This window comes from Halomarina pelagica (genome assembly GCF_024228315.1).
Taxonomy (GTDB): Archaea; Halobacteriota; Halobacteria; order Halobacteriales; family Haloarculaceae; genus Halomarina; species Halomarina pelagica.
In genome coordinates this window covers 287,502-302,747 of the sequence record NZ_CP100455.1, presented here as the reverse complement: position 1 = coordinate 302,747, position 15,246 = coordinate 287,502, and the positions used below count along the sequence as shown (strand labels likewise).

The 15,246-nt window shown below is 69.1% G+C and carries 16 protein-coding genes; 7 read left to right on the top strand and 9 right to left on the bottom strand.

Going from position 1 to position 15,246, the window contains the following annotated elements:
• The first annotated feature begins 64 nt into the window (after positions 1-64).
• Together NKI68_RS19970 and NKI68_RS23645 are read left to right on the top strand one after the other, a co-directional pair.
• A complete protein-coding gene (locus NKI68_RS19970) occupies positions 65-439 on the top strand; it encodes a methylglyoxal synthase (RefSeq protein ID WP_254547058.1) in 375 nt (124 codons plus the stop codon).
• A gap of 155 nt (positions 440-594) precedes the next feature.
• A complete protein-coding gene (locus tag NKI68_RS23645; protein WP_256562714.1) occupies positions 595-723 on the top strand; it encodes a hypothetical protein in 129 nt (42 codons plus the stop codon).
• Between the two features lie 38 nt (positions 724-761).
• Here NKI68_RS23645 and NKI68_RS19965 read toward each other — a convergent pair whose 3' ends face one another.
• Positions 762-1,484 (bottom strand): helix-turn-helix domain-containing protein, encoded by a 723-nt coding sequence (locus NKI68_RS19965; protein WP_254547057.1) that lies wholly within the window; start codon positions 1,482-1,484, stop codon positions 762-764.
• A 144-nt stretch (positions 1,485-1,628) separates the two neighbouring features.
• Between NKI68_RS19965 and NKI68_RS19960 the strand changes: the two genes are divergently transcribed.
• The 3 genes from NKI68_RS19960 (at position 1,629) to NKI68_RS19950 (ending at position 4,228) form a co-directional block, all read left to right on the top strand.
• Positions 1,629-2,675: a transcription initiation factor IIB gene (locus NKI68_RS19960; RefSeq protein ID WP_438267820.1), complete on the top strand. Its 1,047-nt coding sequence runs from the start codon at positions 1,629-1,631 to the stop codon at positions 2,673-2,675.
• Between the two features lie 3 nt (positions 2,676-2,678).
• Positions 2,679-3,071 (top strand): hypothetical protein, encoded by a 393-nt coding sequence (locus NKI68_RS19955; protein ID WP_254547056.1) that lies wholly within the window; start codon positions 2,679-2,681, stop codon positions 3,069-3,071.
• A gap of 101 nt (positions 3,072-3,172) precedes the next feature.
• Positions 3,173-4,228, top strand: a complete 1,056-nt coding sequence (locus tag NKI68_RS19950; RefSeq protein WP_254547055.1) for a Gfo/Idh/MocA family protein — start codon at positions 3,173-3,175, stop codon at positions 4,226-4,228.
• A gap of 824 nt (positions 4,229-5,052) precedes the next feature.
• Here the strand turns inward: NKI68_RS19950 and NKI68_RS19945 are convergent.
• From NKI68_RS19945 to NKI68_RS19920, 6 genes are all read right to left on the bottom strand, one after another.
• Positions 5,053-5,556 carry a LeuD/DmdB family oxidoreductase small subunit gene (locus NKI68_RS19945; protein WP_254547054.1) on the bottom strand — a complete coding sequence of 168 codons (504 nt, stop codon included), beginning with the start codon at positions 5,554-5,556 and terminating at the stop codon, positions 5,053-5,055.
• Positions 5,553-6,881 carry a 3-isopropylmalate dehydratase large subunit gene (locus NKI68_RS19940; RefSeq protein WP_254547053.1) on the bottom strand — a complete coding sequence of 443 codons (1,329 nt, stop codon included), beginning with the start codon at positions 6,879-6,881 and terminating at the stop codon, positions 5,553-5,555. The genes NKI68_RS19945 and NKI68_RS19940 overlap by 4 nt, the downstream gene beginning before the upstream one ends.
• Positions 6,882-7,017: 136 nt before the next feature.
• Positions 7,018-7,971 carry a hydroxymethylglutaryl-CoA lyase gene (locus NKI68_RS19935; RefSeq protein ID WP_254547052.1) on the bottom strand — a complete coding sequence of 318 codons (954 nt, stop codon included), beginning with the start codon at positions 7,969-7,971 and terminating at the stop codon, positions 7,018-7,020.
• Positions 7,968-9,179, bottom strand: coding sequence for a CaiB/BaiF CoA transferase family protein (locus NKI68_RS19930; RefSeq protein ID WP_254547051.1), 1,212 nt, complete (start codon positions 9,177-9,179; stop codon positions 7,968-7,970). The genes NKI68_RS19935 and NKI68_RS19930 overlap by 4 nt, the downstream gene beginning before the upstream one ends.
• Positions 9,180-9,396: 217 nt before the next feature.
• Positions 9,397-10,059 carry an MBL fold metallo-hydrolase gene (locus NKI68_RS19925; protein ID WP_254547050.1) on the bottom strand — a complete coding sequence of 221 codons (663 nt, stop codon included), beginning with the start codon at positions 10,057-10,059 and terminating at the stop codon, positions 9,397-9,399.
• Between the two features lie 55 nt (positions 10,060-10,114).
• Positions 10,115-11,341 carry a CaiB/BaiF CoA transferase family protein gene (locus tag NKI68_RS19920; protein ID WP_254547049.1) on the bottom strand — a complete coding sequence of 409 codons (1,227 nt, stop codon included), beginning with the start codon at positions 11,339-11,341 and terminating at the stop codon, positions 10,115-10,117.
• Positions 11,342-11,535: 194 nt separating this feature from the next.
• On the opposite strand from NKI68_RS19920, the gene NKI68_RS19915 reads away from it, so the two are divergent.
• Together NKI68_RS19915 and NKI68_RS19910 are read left to right on the top strand one after the other, a co-directional pair.
• Positions 11,536-11,943, top strand: coding sequence for a universal stress protein (locus NKI68_RS19915; protein ID WP_254547048.1), 408 nt, complete (start codon positions 11,536-11,538; stop codon positions 11,941-11,943).
• Between the two features lie 98 nt (positions 11,944-12,041).
• A complete protein-coding gene (locus NKI68_RS19910) occupies positions 12,042-13,403 on the top strand; it encodes an MmgE/PrpD family protein (protein ID WP_254547047.1) in 1,362 nt (453 codons plus the stop codon).
• Between the two features lie 15 nt (positions 13,404-13,418).
• Here NKI68_RS19910 and NKI68_RS19905 read toward each other — a convergent pair whose 3' ends face one another.
• Positions 13,419-14,186 carry an SDR family NAD(P)-dependent oxidoreductase gene (locus NKI68_RS19905; RefSeq protein WP_254547046.1) on the bottom strand — a complete coding sequence of 256 codons (768 nt, stop codon included), beginning with the start codon at positions 14,184-14,186 and terminating at the stop codon, positions 13,419-13,421.
• A 1-nt stretch (position 14,187) separates the two neighbouring features.
• Entirely contained in the window at positions 14,188-15,246 is a 1,059-nt protein-coding gene (locus NKI68_RS19900; protein ID WP_254547045.1) for a branched-chain amino acid ABC transporter permease, read from the bottom strand.

Below are 15,246 nucleotides of genomic sequence, written 5' to 3'. Positions count from 1 at the left end.
CGGCGCGGCATCGACGGCGGCCGACGGGGTACACGCTCATGTCGGCGGCCGCCGTAGGACCGCCATGCCACGCATCGCGCTCATCGCGCACGACGAGAAGAAGCCGGAGCTGATCGAGTTCGTCGACGAGCACGTCGACGTCTTCCGCGAGTGCGAGGTGATCGCCACCGGGACGACCGGAAAGCGCCTCGAGCAGGAGACGGACCTCACCGTCGAGCGCATGGCCTCCGGCCCGATCGGGGGCGACCTGATGATCGGTGCGGAGGTCGCGAAGGACGCCCTCGACGGGATCATCTTCCTCCGCGATCCGCTCCGCGCCCAGCCCCACGAACCGGACATCACGGCGCTGCTCCGGATCTGCGACGTCCACGAGACGCCGCTCGCGACGAACCTCGGGAGCGCGCGACCCCTGGTCGAGGAACTCGAACGCGGGCTCTGACGGGCCGGGTGCGGACCCCGGTGAGGGGCCCTGGTCGGTCCGTCTCGATAGCGCTCCGGACGGATCGTCGAGACGCTATACCGAACGGTTCGGGACGACCGAACGCTATAGACCACATAGAAACGCACATCGTTCGCGGTCGGTGACGATCACGCGTGCACGAGATACCGTTTCCGCGAGACGACGGGGACGAGGCGCGGACGGCCGACGACCGACCGCCGCACGATTCCGCGGACTCGACGGCGACCGGGTACCCCCCGGTGATCGCCGAGTTCCTCCGCTGACGAGGACCTGCCAGGGTCAGTGAAGGTCCGAAAACGCGTCAGGGTTGCAAGCACTCGGAGACGAAGTTGTTCGCGAGCCACGACTCGGCGCGCTGGAGGCGGTACTGGAACGTGGAGTGGGGGATCTCGACGCGCTCCGCCACCTCGCCGAGGCTCGACTCGCGCGGCGTGGCGTAGTAGCCGTGTTCGACCGCCGCCTCGAGCGCCTCGCGCTGCTCGTAGGGGAGGTCCGCGATGGAGATGGCCTCGTCCCCCCAGTGCGTCGGCGATCGGAGGTGCGAGAGGGTGACCGCGACGCCGTCGGGGTACGCGTCCTGCAGCGCGTCGAAGAGTCGGCCGACGTTGACGTCCCGCCGGACGAGCACGCGCCAGGTGTAGTTTCCCCCCCGTCGGACGGACTCGTAGAGGACGCCGTCGCCGAGGTGGTCCGCGGCGAGCGACGGGAGCGACGGACAGCGGTCGATGTCGGTCCGATAGCTGTAGTAGGTACAGGTGGTCGCGTCCCGGGTGAGCACCTCATACTCCCGGTGGGACGCGCAGTCGCCCGGGGGACACTCGTTGCACCGTTCGGGGTCGAGCGCGCAGGCCTCGATCGCGTCGATCGCCTCGGTGGGGCCGGTCACCCGATCGACGCGCCACATCGAGTCGTCGCTGACGACGCACGCGATCGACTTCGCCATCGCGCCTGGATGGTCGATGAACAGGTCGGCGAGCGGGTCGACGCCCGCGGGGTACTCGACGGCGAACGCGTACTCCTTCATACAGACGGCATTCGGCTACCACCAAATAGCGCTTTCGAGCGCGGTGCACGGTCGGTGGCACTGAAACGGTTCGTCGCGGGGCGAATCGACCCCTCGAAGTCGGCGAGTGTAGACATTCATAATGATCCATCATTGTATTTGGCTATGACCGAATCAAGCTATAGGGTCCGTCGGCGCTCACCTACCGAAGGAAACCGACGTCGGAGAACGGTTCCGGCGGTGATACGTGTGCACTCGATACGACAGATCAATCGGACGGGCGGGAGGGAGCGGGAGTCGACGGTCACCGACGGCGTCGAGACGTGTCCGGAGTGCGGCGGGGCCCTCGTCGGCGACGATCGGGGCGAACTCGCCTGCGCGGAGTGCGGACTCGTCGTCGAGGAGGAGGGCATCGACCGCGGCCCCGAGTGGCGCGCGTACGACGCGGCCGAGCGCGACCGGAAGTCTCGCGTCGGCGCGCCAACCACGACGATGATGCACGACAGGGGGCTGTCGACCAACATCGACTGGCAGGACAAGGACGCCTCCGGCAACTCGCTCTCCTCGCGCCAGCGGGCGAAGATGCAGCGACTACGAACGTGGGACGAGCGCTTCCGCACGCGCGACTCGAAGGAGCGCAACCTCAAGCAGGCGCTCGGCGAGATCGACCGCATGGCCAGCGCCCTCGGCCTCCCCGAGAACGTCCGGGAAACCGCCAGCGTCGTCTACCGCCGCGCGCTCGACGAGGGGCTACTGCTGGGGCGCTCCATCGAGGGGATGTCGACGGCGGCCCTGTACGCCGCCGGGAGACTCGGCGGGGTCCCCCGATCGACCAGCGAGGTCGCGGCGGTCAGCCGCGTCGAGAAACTGGAGTTCGAGCGCACCTACCGGTATCTCGTCCGCGAACTCGAACTGGGCGTGCCGCCGGCGAACCCGACCGACTACCTCCCGCGGGTGGCGTCGGACCTCGACGTGTCGAACGCGACCGAGCGGACCGCCAGACGCATCCTCGACGCCGGGACGCGCGAGGGGGTCCACGTCGGGAAGTCCCCCGTCGGCCTCGCGGCGGCGGCGATCTACGCCGCCGGCCTCCTCACCGACGCCGAACTCACCCAGTCGGACGTCACGGCGGTCACCGACGTGAGCGCGGTGACGATCCGCAACCGCTACCGGGAACTCCTCACGGCGGCCCGCGAGCAGGGGGTGGCGTGAGCCATGGGACGCGGGTCCGGCGTCCGGTGTTACCGCTGCGGGATCGAGTACGCCTACGTCGGTTCCGAGGCTCACCCCGGGCGGTGCCCCGAGTGCGGCTCGCGGGCGGTATCGCCCGCCGGTCGCGTCGTCCTCCGGCGGCACGACCTCGAAGCCGCACGACGAGCGGGCGGCGAGGCGGTCGTCTACGCGAGCGACGCGAGCGGCCGCGACTACCGCTACGCGCTCTCGCTGCTCGACGCGACGACCGCCGTCGTGGCGTCGATCCGCATCGAGGAGGAATCGGTCGCCCGCCCGGACGGCGGCTGGCCCGCCGAACTCGTCCCGGAACCCGTCCGCCGCGTGCTGCGCGAGAACGGCATCAGCCTCGTCGGCACGCTCGAATCGGCCGATTGACCGTCGATCGCTCCCGCCTTCCGCCGCCCGGTTCCGGGTGCGTGTCAATTTTTCTCGTGACAATGGACGTTTTATGACCGCCCCGACCGTACGGCCGAGCGATGAGCGGGCACGACGATTCATCGGAACGGCTTCGCGTCGGCGTCATCGGGGCCGGATACATCGGACAGAGCGTCGGTCGGGAGTTCCACCGACACACGGGGGCGACGGTCGCGGCGGTCGCCGACCCGTCGCGGTCGGCGCGCGAGGAGGCGGCGAACCTCTTTCACCTCCCGTCGGACGCGCAGTACGCCGACTACGAGGCGATGTTCGAGGGGACGACTCTCGACGCGGTGCTGATCGGGACGCCGCACACCCTCCACTACGAGCAGATCGTCGCGGCGCTCGATCGCGGGCTGCACGTCCTCTGTGACAAACCGATCACGACCGACCTCGACGAGGCGCGAGACGTCCAGGATCGGGTCGCGAACACGGACCAGGTCGTGATGATCGGGTATCAGCGCCACATCAACCCGGCGTTCATCGCGGCGCGCGAGCGATGGCAGGGCGACCTCACGCCGACGTGGATCACCGCCGAGATCTGCGAGGGGTGGGTGGGAACCCGCGAGGGGACGTGGCGGCTCGATCCCGACCTCAGCGGCGGCGGGTTCCTCTACGACACCGGAAGCCACCTGCTCGACGCCATCCTCTGGACGACGGGGCTGACGCCGGAGCGCGTCTCCGCGCAGATGACCTACGTAGACGACGAGCGGCGGGTCGACGACTGGGCGACCGTCACGATCGACTTCGAGGAGGGTACCCGCGCCACGGTGTCGACCTACGCCCGGGCCCCCGCGGTGCGAGAGCACATCCACGTCTGGGACGAGGAGGGGGCGACGTACCTCGACGGCCGCGAGTGGGACCCCCGCGAACTCACCGAGATCGACGACGAGAGCGGCGAGCGACGGCCATACTTCAACCGGGGGCTGCACGAGAACAAGGCGGGCGCGTTCGTCCAGTCGATCCGCACCGGCACCGAGCCGCCGGCGACGATCCGGGACGGACTGCGCGTCACGGCCGTCACCGAGGCCGCCTACGAGTCGGCTCGACGGGGGGAACCCGTCGAACTCGACCCGCGGAACGTCCGGCAGACCGAACTGACCGAGCAGACCGAGTAGCGCTCGACGACCGCCGCGGGATCGTACCGGCGACGAGTGATCCGACCGTCGGGAGACGCGAGCGTCGGGGAGCGGGAAGCGGGAAGCGAGAAACGACGCTCACGGCAGCGCCACGGTCCGCATTAATAGAATTTTACCGACCATATAGTACTCGTTTAATCGTGTGATCCCGAACTACCGACGCCGTCCGCCGGCGCGGCGACGGTAGCTCGAAACGAGGGGCCGCGAACCGACGTGTCAGAGCGGGGCGCGTTCGCCGGTTCACGGGGGAGAGGAGAGCGGCGGGAGCGATTCGAGATGGAGCGGACGGGCCGACGCGCCGATCCCCGAAGACGGCACTCCGACCCCGATCGCGCGAGTGCGCCGACGTCTGCGGATTCCGGTGGCCTCCGTTCGACCCGCGACGACGACCGCCCTCGAGTGCAACCACCGTATAACGAAATCACCGTACGTCGTACGGGAACCGTCGGTGACTCGCCGAACGCAGGCCGGCCACCGACGCTCACGGGTGCATCCCCACGTTGCATTCCTTTTCGGCGCACTCGACGGGACCGCCCTACTCGGCGTGACGATCGACCCGGGGAGACGAAGGGACGGGCCGCCTACCGCGTTTCGATAATAAATAGATATGAGTTTTATTACCCACGTGGGACCAGTCGCAGCCGTCGAACGATACTGACGATTCATCACTTATCCGCGCCTGATCTCGATCTTTCCAATGGATAGCCCCGGAAGAAGACCATCGTTCTACCTGCCCATCGCTATATAGATAGTAATAAACTATATTTTAGTTTCGTTTGGCCGAGACGGCCGCGCGCCGGACGTCAGTCTTCTGATAGCTTCGACTTGGTGTACGGGACGAGCCCGCCCCGCTCGACGAGGTCCTGCAAGAACGGGGGGAGGGGCTCGGCGTCGTACGTCTCGTCGGCGGTGTGGTTGACGACCGTTCCGTCGTCGAGGTGCACGCTGATCTCGTCGCCGTCGGCGATGCGATCCGCGTCGGGGCAGATGAGCACCGCCAGGCCGAGGTTGATCGCGTTGCGGAAGAAGATGCGCGCGAACGACCGCGCGACGACGCCCGCGACGCCCGCCCCGACGAGCGACAGCGGGGCGTGTTCGCGCGAGGAGCCGCTCCCGAAGTTGTGGCCCCCGACGACGAACTCGCCGCGCTCGACCGACTCCGAGAACTCCGGACGGAGGTCGTTGAACGGGTGCTGTCCGAGGTCGTCCGGGTCGCTGGAGACGATGAAGCGCGAGGGGATGATCTGGTCGGTGTCCACGTCGTCGCCGAAGACCCACGCGCGGGCGGGGGTGCTCGGATCGGTCACGACGACACCCCCTCCCGGTCCGCGACGCGATAGTCGTCGTACCGCCTCGTCTCTACGGCCCTCGGGTCGGTGATCTCGCCGTAGAGCGCGGACGCGGCGACCGTGGCCGGGCTGGCGAGGTACACCGACGACTCCATCGACCCCTCGCGGCCGGGGAAGTTGCGGTTGGCCGTGGCCAGGCAGACGTCGCCGTCGCCGAGGACGCCCGAGTGCGTCCCGAAGCAGGGACCGCAGCCGGCGGTCTGGAAGATGGCTCCCGCGTCGATCAGCGTCTCCAGCACCCCGCTCTCCAGGGCCTTCCGGTAGACCGCCTTCGACGCGGGGACGACGACCATCCGGACGTCCGGGTGGAGCCGTTCGCCCTCCAGCACGTCGGCGACGAGCCTGATGTCCTCGTAGCGCCCGTTCGTGCAGGTGCCGACGAACAGCTGATCGATCTCGGTCCCCTCGACGGCCGTCACCGGGACGGCGTTCTCGGGGTTCGACGGCTTCGACACCTGGGGGTCGATCTCGCTCCCCTCGTAGGTGAACCGGGCGTCGTACTCGGCGTCGTCGTCGGGCGCGAGGCTCGTGTCCACGTCCGCCGCGCGGACGTCCCCGTTCCCCGCCGCGAGGAACCTCGCCACGCGCTCGTCGGGTTCGACGAGGCCCGCCTTGCCGCCCATCTCGATGGTCATGTTCGAGAGGACGATCCGCTCGTGGATCGGGAGGCCCCGGATCGCCTCGCCGCCGAACTCCACGGCGTCGTACGTCGCGCCGGCGAAGCCGACGTCGCCGATGAACTTGAGGATCAGGTCCTTCGCGTAGACGCCGTCCGGGAGGTCGCCGGCCACCTCGAAGCGCTTCGTCTCGGGGACGCGGAACCAGAGTTCGCCCGTCGCGAACGCCGTGCCGAGGTCGGTCGAGCCGACGCCCGTCCCGAACGCGCCGACGCCGCCGAAGGTCGTCGAGTGGGAGTCCGCGCCGACGACGAGGTCGCCCGGCGCGACGAAGCCGTCCTCTATCAGCACCTGGTGGCAGATGCCATCCCCCACGTCGTACTGGACGGCACCGAACTCCGCGGCGAAGCCGCGCACCGAGTTGTGGTTGTTCGCCGCCTGCACGCCGTCCGCGGGCGCGTGGTGGTCGATCGTCAGTACGGTCCGCTCGGGGGCGAAGAGTTCGGCGTCGTCGCCCGTCACCTCGCGGAAGGTCTGGAAGGCGAGCGGGCCGGTCACGTCGTGGGCCATCATCACGTCGACGGCCGCCTCGACGTAGTCGCCGGCGCGGGCGTCAGTCCCCGACTTCTCCGCGAGGATCTTCTCTGCTAGGGTCTTTCCGGTCATGGGTCGCTGGTCACTGGTCGTAGGGTGTCGACGCCCCCACGTCGGGGACGTCGGTCGGACGGTCGGCTGTCGATACTATCTACGCGGTCGTATCGACCGGGGCGGCCGATACGCGTCCGTTCGCGCTGGGGGGACATCAGTCGTCTCCCTCCCCTGCGGCGACCGCGTCGAGGACGCCCTCGACGGTGCCCCCGGCGAGGACGTGGCTCGCGGTGGACAGCTCCAGTCGGTCGCGCACGTCGCGCGCGACGTCGGTCACGCGCTCCAGGTCGGCGTTCGCGTCGACGCCCATCGCGGCGAGCATGTGGACGAGGTCCTCGGTCGGCGTGTTGCCGACGCCGCTCATCCCGCCGGGGAGGACGACGCCGCCGCCGAGGCCGCACACCGACGCGTCGAAGCGCGAGACGCCGCTCTCCATCGCCGCGAGCGTGTTCGCGAGGCTCATCCCGTTCGTGTCGTGGAGGTGCAACCCCGCGTCGAGGTCGGGGTGGCGCTCGAAGACGGCCTCGAAGGTCTCCGCGACCTGGACGGGGTTCGCGAGGCCCATCGTCGTCGCCAGCGTCACCTCGTCGACGCCCGCCGCGACGACGCGGTCGACCACGTCGAGGGTCCGATCGCGGGGGACCCGTCCCTCGTAGGGGCAGTAGAAGCTCGTCCCCATCCCCGCCTCGACCTCGACGTCGTGGTCCGCGGCGAGATCGCAGATCGCCTCGATCTCTCCCAGAATCTCCTCGACGGTCATGTTCTGGTTCTTCCGGCTGTACGTCTCGCTCACCGTGACGAGCGCGTTCACCTTGTCCACCTCGGCGTCGATCGCGCGCTCCATCCCGACCCGGTTCGGCACGAGCGCCCGGTAGGTCACGCCGTCGCGGCGCTCGATCCGCGCCGCGACCTCGTCGGCGTCCCGAAGCGTCGGCACCGCCTTCGGGTGGGTGAACGACGTGATCTCGATCTCGTCCACGCCGGTCGCGCTCAGCCGGTCGACGATCTCGACCTTCTCGTCGGTCGGGACGAACTCGTTGAGGCGCTGAAACCCGTCGCGGGGCAGCATCTCGACGACGGTCACGGAGTCGGGGAGGCGGAGGCTCATACGACCCCGTCCTCCTCGAGTTCCGCGCGTAGCGCCTCGTCGTAGCCGAGCAGGTCGCCGTACACCGCGTCGTTGTGCTCGCCCAGGTCCGCGCCGAGGTGGCGGACCTCGCCCGGCGTCTCGGAGAACTTCGGGACGACGCTCTGGACGACCGCCTCCCCGAGGTCGGGGTCGTCGACCGTCACGGTCGCCTCCCTCGCCCGGTAGTGCTCGTCGTGCAGGATGTCCTCGACGTTGTAGATCGGCGCGAGCGTCGCGTCCGCGGCGTCGAACGCGGCGAGCACCTCCTCTCGGGTGTGCTCGTCCATCCACTCCTGTACGATCGCGTCGAGTTCCTCGACGTTCTCGACGCGGCGCTCGTTGGTCGAAAAGCGCGGGTCGTCCTTGAGGTCGGGACGACCGATGGCGTCGAAGGTGCGCATGGCGAGGGGCTGTGCGCTCGCGGAGATGGCGACCCAGCGGTCGTCGCTCGTCCGGTAGACGTTCCGCGGCGCGGAGGAGGTAGAGCGGTTGCCCGAGCGCGCCTCGACCTCCCCGAGCTGCTGGTAGCGCAGCGGCTGGGGGCCGAGGACGTTGAAGATCGGTTCGATGAGGCTCACGTCGATACACTGGCCGCTCCCGCCGTTCACCTCTCGGTCGTACAGCGCGAACATCACGGAGAAGGTGGCGTAGAGCGCCGCGATGGAGTCCGCGAGGCCCGTCGGCGGGAGCAGCGGCTCGCGGTCCGGGAAGCCGTTGAGGTAGGCGAAGCCGCTCATCGCCTCAGCGAGCGTACCGAACCCCGGCTTCTCCGCGTAGGGGCCGTCCTGCCCGAACCCCGACATCCGGAGCATCACCAGGCCGGGGGCGACCTCGCGGAGCCGCCCGTAACCGAGGTTCCACCGCTCGAACGTGCCGGGGCGGAAGTTCTCGATCAGCACGTCCGCCTCGCTCACGAGGTCCTCGAACACGGCCTGCCCGCGCTCGGCGCTCAGGTCGAGCGTGACCGACCGCTTGTTCCGCGAGAGGTACTTGTGCCAGAGGCCGATCCCCCCCTTCTGCGGGCCGAAGCTCCGGATGTGATCGCCGAACTCGGGATGTTCGACCTTGATCACCGTCGCGCCGAAGTCCGCCAGCAGGCGGCCCACCGTCGGCCCGGAGATCATCGACCCCGCCTCGACGGCCGTCAGGCCGCGGAGCGGTCCACCGTCGTGATTTGCTTCGTTCATGATAGACACTGTCGGTACTCGCCCGTGCCGGTCGGCCGAGAGCCCATGACAGACACCGGCGACGATGCTACGGGTTCGCGTCGGACACCTATAAACCCCGCTGACATCGCGGATACACGTAGCCCGCCGGACGCGGACGACGAGACCGAAGGAGGGTGTCGCCGTCGAGGGAGAGTCCAGCCGTCGGCCGCCTCGGACCGACGTCGGTGAACCGACCTCAGAACAGTACCGCGTCCATCCCGCGCGCCCGGACGTCCTCGACGAACGCCTCGGCGTCCGTCTCGATGGCCTCGAACGTGTCGTAGTGGACCGGGAGGACGAGCGACGCCCCGACCGCGGCCGCGAGGTCGGCCGCCTCGCGGCGATCCATCGTGTAGGTTCCACCGATCGGCGGGAGGACGACGGCCGCCGAGAGTTCGCGGTGGACGGGGAGGAAGTCCGTGTCGCTCGGGACGAGGATCGTCGCGCCGTCGAAGTCGAACAGGAGACCGATACCCTCCCCCTCGGCGTGGTACGGGACGCCCGGTTCCCGGACGTGCTCGCCCTCCGGATCGTTGTACGCCGGCACTGCCCGGGCGGTGACGCCCTCGACGGTAAACTCCTCGTCGGCCGCGAGTGACCGGACGTCGCGATCGAGGTCGGTCGCGTCCACCCCCTCGTAGACGACGACCGTCGTCTCGGGGGTGGAGACGGCCTCGATGCCGTCGGGATCGTAGTGGTCGTAGTCGTCGTGCGTGACGAAGACGAGGTCGGCGTCAGCCGGCCGACCGTCGACGACGTCGCTCCACGGGTCGACGTACGCGAAGAGATCGTCGGACTGGATGCGGACGGTGGCGTGGCCCGGTCGCGTGAACGTCAGGCCGTCGTACTCGGGGGGCACGACGAACAGTACGCCCCACCGCGACATAAAACGATGCGATGGGCGGTGGCGGGGGTCAGACGACGCCGTCGGCCTCCAGCCGCTCGATCTCGGCTTCGCTGTAGCCGTACTCCGCCAGCACCTCGGCGGTGTGTTCGCCCAGGAGCGGCGGTGCGCGTCGGATCGTCGCCGGGGTGCTGGAGAAGTGCATCGGGCTCCCCGGCATCTCCACGACGCCCGCGGTCGGGTGCTCGATCGACTGTCGCATCCCTCGTGCGCGGACCTGCTCGTGGTCGAACACCTGTTCGAGGTCCTGAACGGGGGTCGCGGGGACGCCAGCTTCGTCGAGCCGATCGACGAGTTCGTCGGTCGTGTACTCGCCCAGTTCGTCGTCGAGCAGCGCGTCGAGCGTCTCGCGGTTCTCGACCCGCTTCGCGTTGACGGCGAACCGGTCGTCGTCGACGAGGTCCTCCCGATCGATGGCCCGGCAGAACCGGGGCCACATGTGTTCCGAGGAGACGGCCACGACCACGTAGCCGTCGCGCGTGAGGAACGCCTGGTACGGAGCGATGGTCGGGTGTTTGCTCCCCATCCGACCCGGCGGCTCGCCCGTGGCGAAGTAGTTCGAGGCCATGTACGTCATCCACGCCACCTGGCCGTCGAAGAGGCTGACGTCGATCTTCTGTCCACCGGCCGACCCGAACTCCCGGGCGAACAGCGCCGCCAGGATGGCCTGCGTGCAGTACATCCCGGCACCGATGTCGGCGATGGCAACCCCGACGCGGACGGGAGGTCCGTCCTCGACGCCGGTGATGCTCATCATCCCGGCCTCGCCCTGCACGACGATGTCGTAAGCCGGGCGGTCGCGGGCCGGACCCCACTCGCCGTAGCCGGACAGCGAGCAGTAGACGAGTTCGGGGTTCGCCGCGCGGAGGTCTTCGTAGCCAAGCCCCCACGACTCCATCGTCCCCACGCGGAAGTTCTCGACGAGGACGTCCGCGTTCCGCGCGAGGTCGCGAAAGACCGTCTGCCCCGCCTCGCCGGCGAGGTCGAGCGTGACGGAGCGCTTGTTCCGGTTGACGCTGAGGTAGTAGGCGCTTTCCCCGCTGTCGCCGTAGGTCGGCGGGTGCCACCCGCGGGTCTGGTCGCCCTCGCCCGGTCGCTCGATCTTGACGACGTCCGCGCCGAGGTCTCCGAGTTGCATCGTGCAGAACGGCCCGGCGAGCACCCGCGACGCGTCGAGCACGGTGATCCCGTCGAGCGGGCCGCGGTCACCGCTGGGCCGCTCGGCTTCACCGACCATCTCACACCCCTCCAGGGGCGGGGGGTTCGGTCGAATCGTGCAGGGAGACGGCGTCGCCGTCCCGGTTCCACGGGTCGTTGTCGACGGGCATACCCATGGGTCGGCCGTCGGTGACATAACGGTATGGTCCCGTCCCCGAACGACCGCGCGGCAACAGTCACGGATATTACTTGTCGCCCCCACTGTTCGGTGACATGGCTACCCGACAGATACTGCTCGCCGTCGCCGACGACGAGAACCGCGCCCGGACGCAGGCCCGCGCCGTCACGGGTCTCTTCGACCCGGACGACGCGAGCGTCGTCCTCCACCACACCTTCACCGACAACCCCGAGGGGGCGTACGTCGACCAGGTCGCGTCGGTCCGCCGCGCGCGCGAGGTCCTCGACGACGCCGGGTTCGACGTGACGCTCACCGAGTCGAGCGGCGATCCCGCCGCCGAGATACTCGACCTCGCCGCGGACCTCGACGCGGACCTCGTCTGCGTCGGATCGCGTCGGCGCTCGCCGACGGGCAAGGCCGTCTTCGGCAGCACCACCCAGCAGGTCCTGCTGGACGCCGATCGACCCGTGCTCGCCGTCCCCGACGTGTCCTTTCGGGCCTGAGGCCTCCGGGGGCGTACCGCCTCCGCGCACGGACGGCTCTCCACGCCCCCGGTGACGATCGGGCGAAAGGTTATACCTCCTGGCAGGAACTCCCACGCATGGCTAGCCCAGCGGACAGAGCGTGGATAGCGGACACGACGGCGTTTCTCGCCGAACCGGTTCCCGACGAGGTGCTCGATCACGGGGTACGGGTGGTCGCGGACGTACTCTCCGCGGCGGTGGCGGGCTCCGCCGCGGGGGCGAACGATCGGGTCGCAGCCGGGATGACGCTACCGCCCGGCGAGGTGTCGGTCGTCGGCACCGACCGGACGACCGATCCGGGGAGCGCCGCCCTGCTGAACGGGGCGGCGGCCATCACCCCCGAGATCGAGGAGGGCCACAACACCGGCGGCCACGTCGGAGCGGGCGTCGTTATCGGCGGGTTCGCGCTCGCGGAGGCGTACGACGCTGACGGCGATGCGCTCGTCGAGGGGGTCGTGAAAGCCTACGAGCTGTGTACGCGCATCGAAAACGCGATATTCCTGATGAAAGACCGGATGAACGAGGCGTTGCCCTGGCTCCTCCGCGACCCGCACTCGACGTGGACGACGATCGGCCCGGCCGTCGCGGGGGCCATCGCGATGGGAGCGGACGACGAGACCGTCGGGGAGGCCTTCCGACTCGGTGCGAACCTCGCGGTCGTCTCGATGCACGATCCGTACCGCGAGGGCGCACCCGCCCGCAACTACACGGCGGGGTTCTCCGCGCAGGCCGGCGTGAACGCGGCACTCGCCGCGGCCGCCGGGCTGGAGGGGTCACGAGCCGCGATGCGAGCGGTGTACGATCCGCTCCGCGAGATGAAGGGGGAGGCGTTCGACCGGTCGTTCGCCGATCTCGGCGAGCACTGGACCGTCGCGGAGAACTACTACAAGTTCACGCCGTCGTGCCGATACACCCACGCCCCGCTCGGCGCGCTCGAAGCTATCGCTGACGAGGTGGACGCGGACGAGGTCGAGTCGATCGACGTCTACGCCTATCGGAACGCGTGCGACCTCGACTACGCCGACTACACGACGATGACGAGCGGGAAGTTCTCCATCCCCTACGTCCTCGCGCGGTATCTCGCGTCGGGCGATCTCTGGTTCGACGACTTCGAGGACGCGGCACTGGCCGACCCGGACGTGCGAGCACTCGCCCGGCGGGTCCACCTCCACCACGACCTCGGCTACGAGGAGACGTTCCCGGAACGCTGGAGCGCGCGGGTGGAGGTGACACACACCGACGGCACCACGGTCGAGGCCGAGTGCATCGACGCCCCGGGCGACCACCGGAACTTCCCCGGCGAGGACGCGCTGGTGGCGAAGTTCGAGCGCGTGCTCGCGTGGCGACTCGGCGACGAGCGGGCGAGGACGGCGCTCGGCGAACTGCTCGACGTGCGGGACGTGACGGCCCGGGACGTCGGAACGGCGCTGCGGACGTGATAGCGCCCCGCCGTCTCACTGTATCGTGTAGCCGCCGTCGACGACGAAACACTGTCCGGTGACGAACCGCGCGTACTCGGAGGCGAGGAACGCCGTCACCGCGCCGACGTCCTCCGGCCGGCCGAGATACGGAAGCGGCGTCTGCGACTCGAAGAACGCCCGGCGGTCGTCGTCCGCGAGCGCGTCTCTCGTCAGCTCGGTTCGAACGACGCCGGGACAGACGGCGTTGACGAGCACCGGGACGGTCGCGTAATCGAGCGCGAGCGAGCGGGTGAGCGAGACGACGCCGCCCTTCGAGGCGAGGTACGCGGGTTTGCGTCGCTGGGCGACGAACGCCAACTGGGAGGCGACGTTGACGACGCGAGGGGCGTCGCTCTCTCTCAGGTGGGGCATCGCGTGGTGAACGCCGTTGTAGACCCCGGTGAGGTTCACGTCGAGCACCCGGTCCCACTCCTCCGGCGTTGTCTCCTCGACGGTCCCGTCGTGCGAGATGCCGGCGTTGTTCACGAGGACGTCGAGCCCGCCCCACGTCGAGACGGTCGCCTCGACGAGCGCCGCCACGCTGTCGTAGTCGGCGACGTCGGTCTCCACGAACTCGGCGTCACCGCCCTCCTCCACGACGCGTTCGACGGTCGTCCGCTCGGCCCCGGAGGGCGGCGTGTCGTGTCGGTCCGCGACGACGACCCGCGCGCCGGCCTCGGCCAGGGACACCGCGATACCCCGACCGATCCCGGCGCTCGCCCCCGTGACGATCGCGGTTCGGTCGGTGAGATCGATCCGCATCTCAATCGCGTCGCTCGCGAATGCGCTCGCGTAGCGAGATGAGTCCGTTCGGGAGGACCAGCGCGACGAGCACGAGCGCGACGCCGTACACGACGTCGTCGAGCCCGACGATCTGGTCGACGTTCGCGCGGAAGAACTCCGCCAGCGGGAAGACGAAGAACGCGCCGACGATCGCACCCGGGACGGTCCCGAGTCCACCGACGACCGCGGGGAGGAGTATCTCGACGTTCTTCGAGAGCCCGAAGACCGTCGACGGCCGGATGATCTCGAAGTACATGCTCCAGAACGCACCGGCCCAGGCGGTGAAGAACGCGGAGACGCTGATGGCGAGCATCTTGTATCGGAACGTCGGGATGCCGACGCTGGCCGCGGCGTTCTCGTTCTCTCGGATGGCGAACAGGTAGAGCCCCAGTTGCGACTCCTTCAGCGCGTACGCCACCACTGTCACGACGACGAGGAACGCGAAGATGACGTAGTAGTACGGCAGGTCGCTCTGGAACTGGAAGGCGAGGAGGCCGTACTCCGCGCCGTACTCGCGGGGGAACGGCCGATAGTAGCCGATAGCGCCGCCCAGTTCGCTCGTGTTCCGCACGACGACGCCGAGCAGCATGGCGATGGCGAACGTCGCCAGCGCGAAGTAGTGGCCCTTCAGGTCGTACCGGAAGTTCAGAAAGCCCACGAGCAGCGCGACGAGGACGGCGATGCCGCCGCCGACGAGCATTCCGATCCAGGGGTTGATGCCGAAGTCGATGGCGAGCTTCTGGGTGGCGTACGCGCCGACGCCGAAGAACGCCGCGTGGCCGAACGAGAAGTAACCCGTGAACCCGGAGACGATGTTCCACGCCTGACTCGAGTAGGCGAACACGAGGGTGAGGATGAGGACCTTCAGCGTGAGGACGGATCCGAGGCTGATCCCCGCGACTCCGACGTCGAGGAGGTACGGGAGGGCGGCGAGCAGACCGAACCCGAGCGCGCCCTTCACGTAGGGGCCGTACCCCGACTCGTCGATGCGCGCGGCCAGGTCGCCGATCCCCGTCTGGGTTGAGGTGCTGTCCGCCAT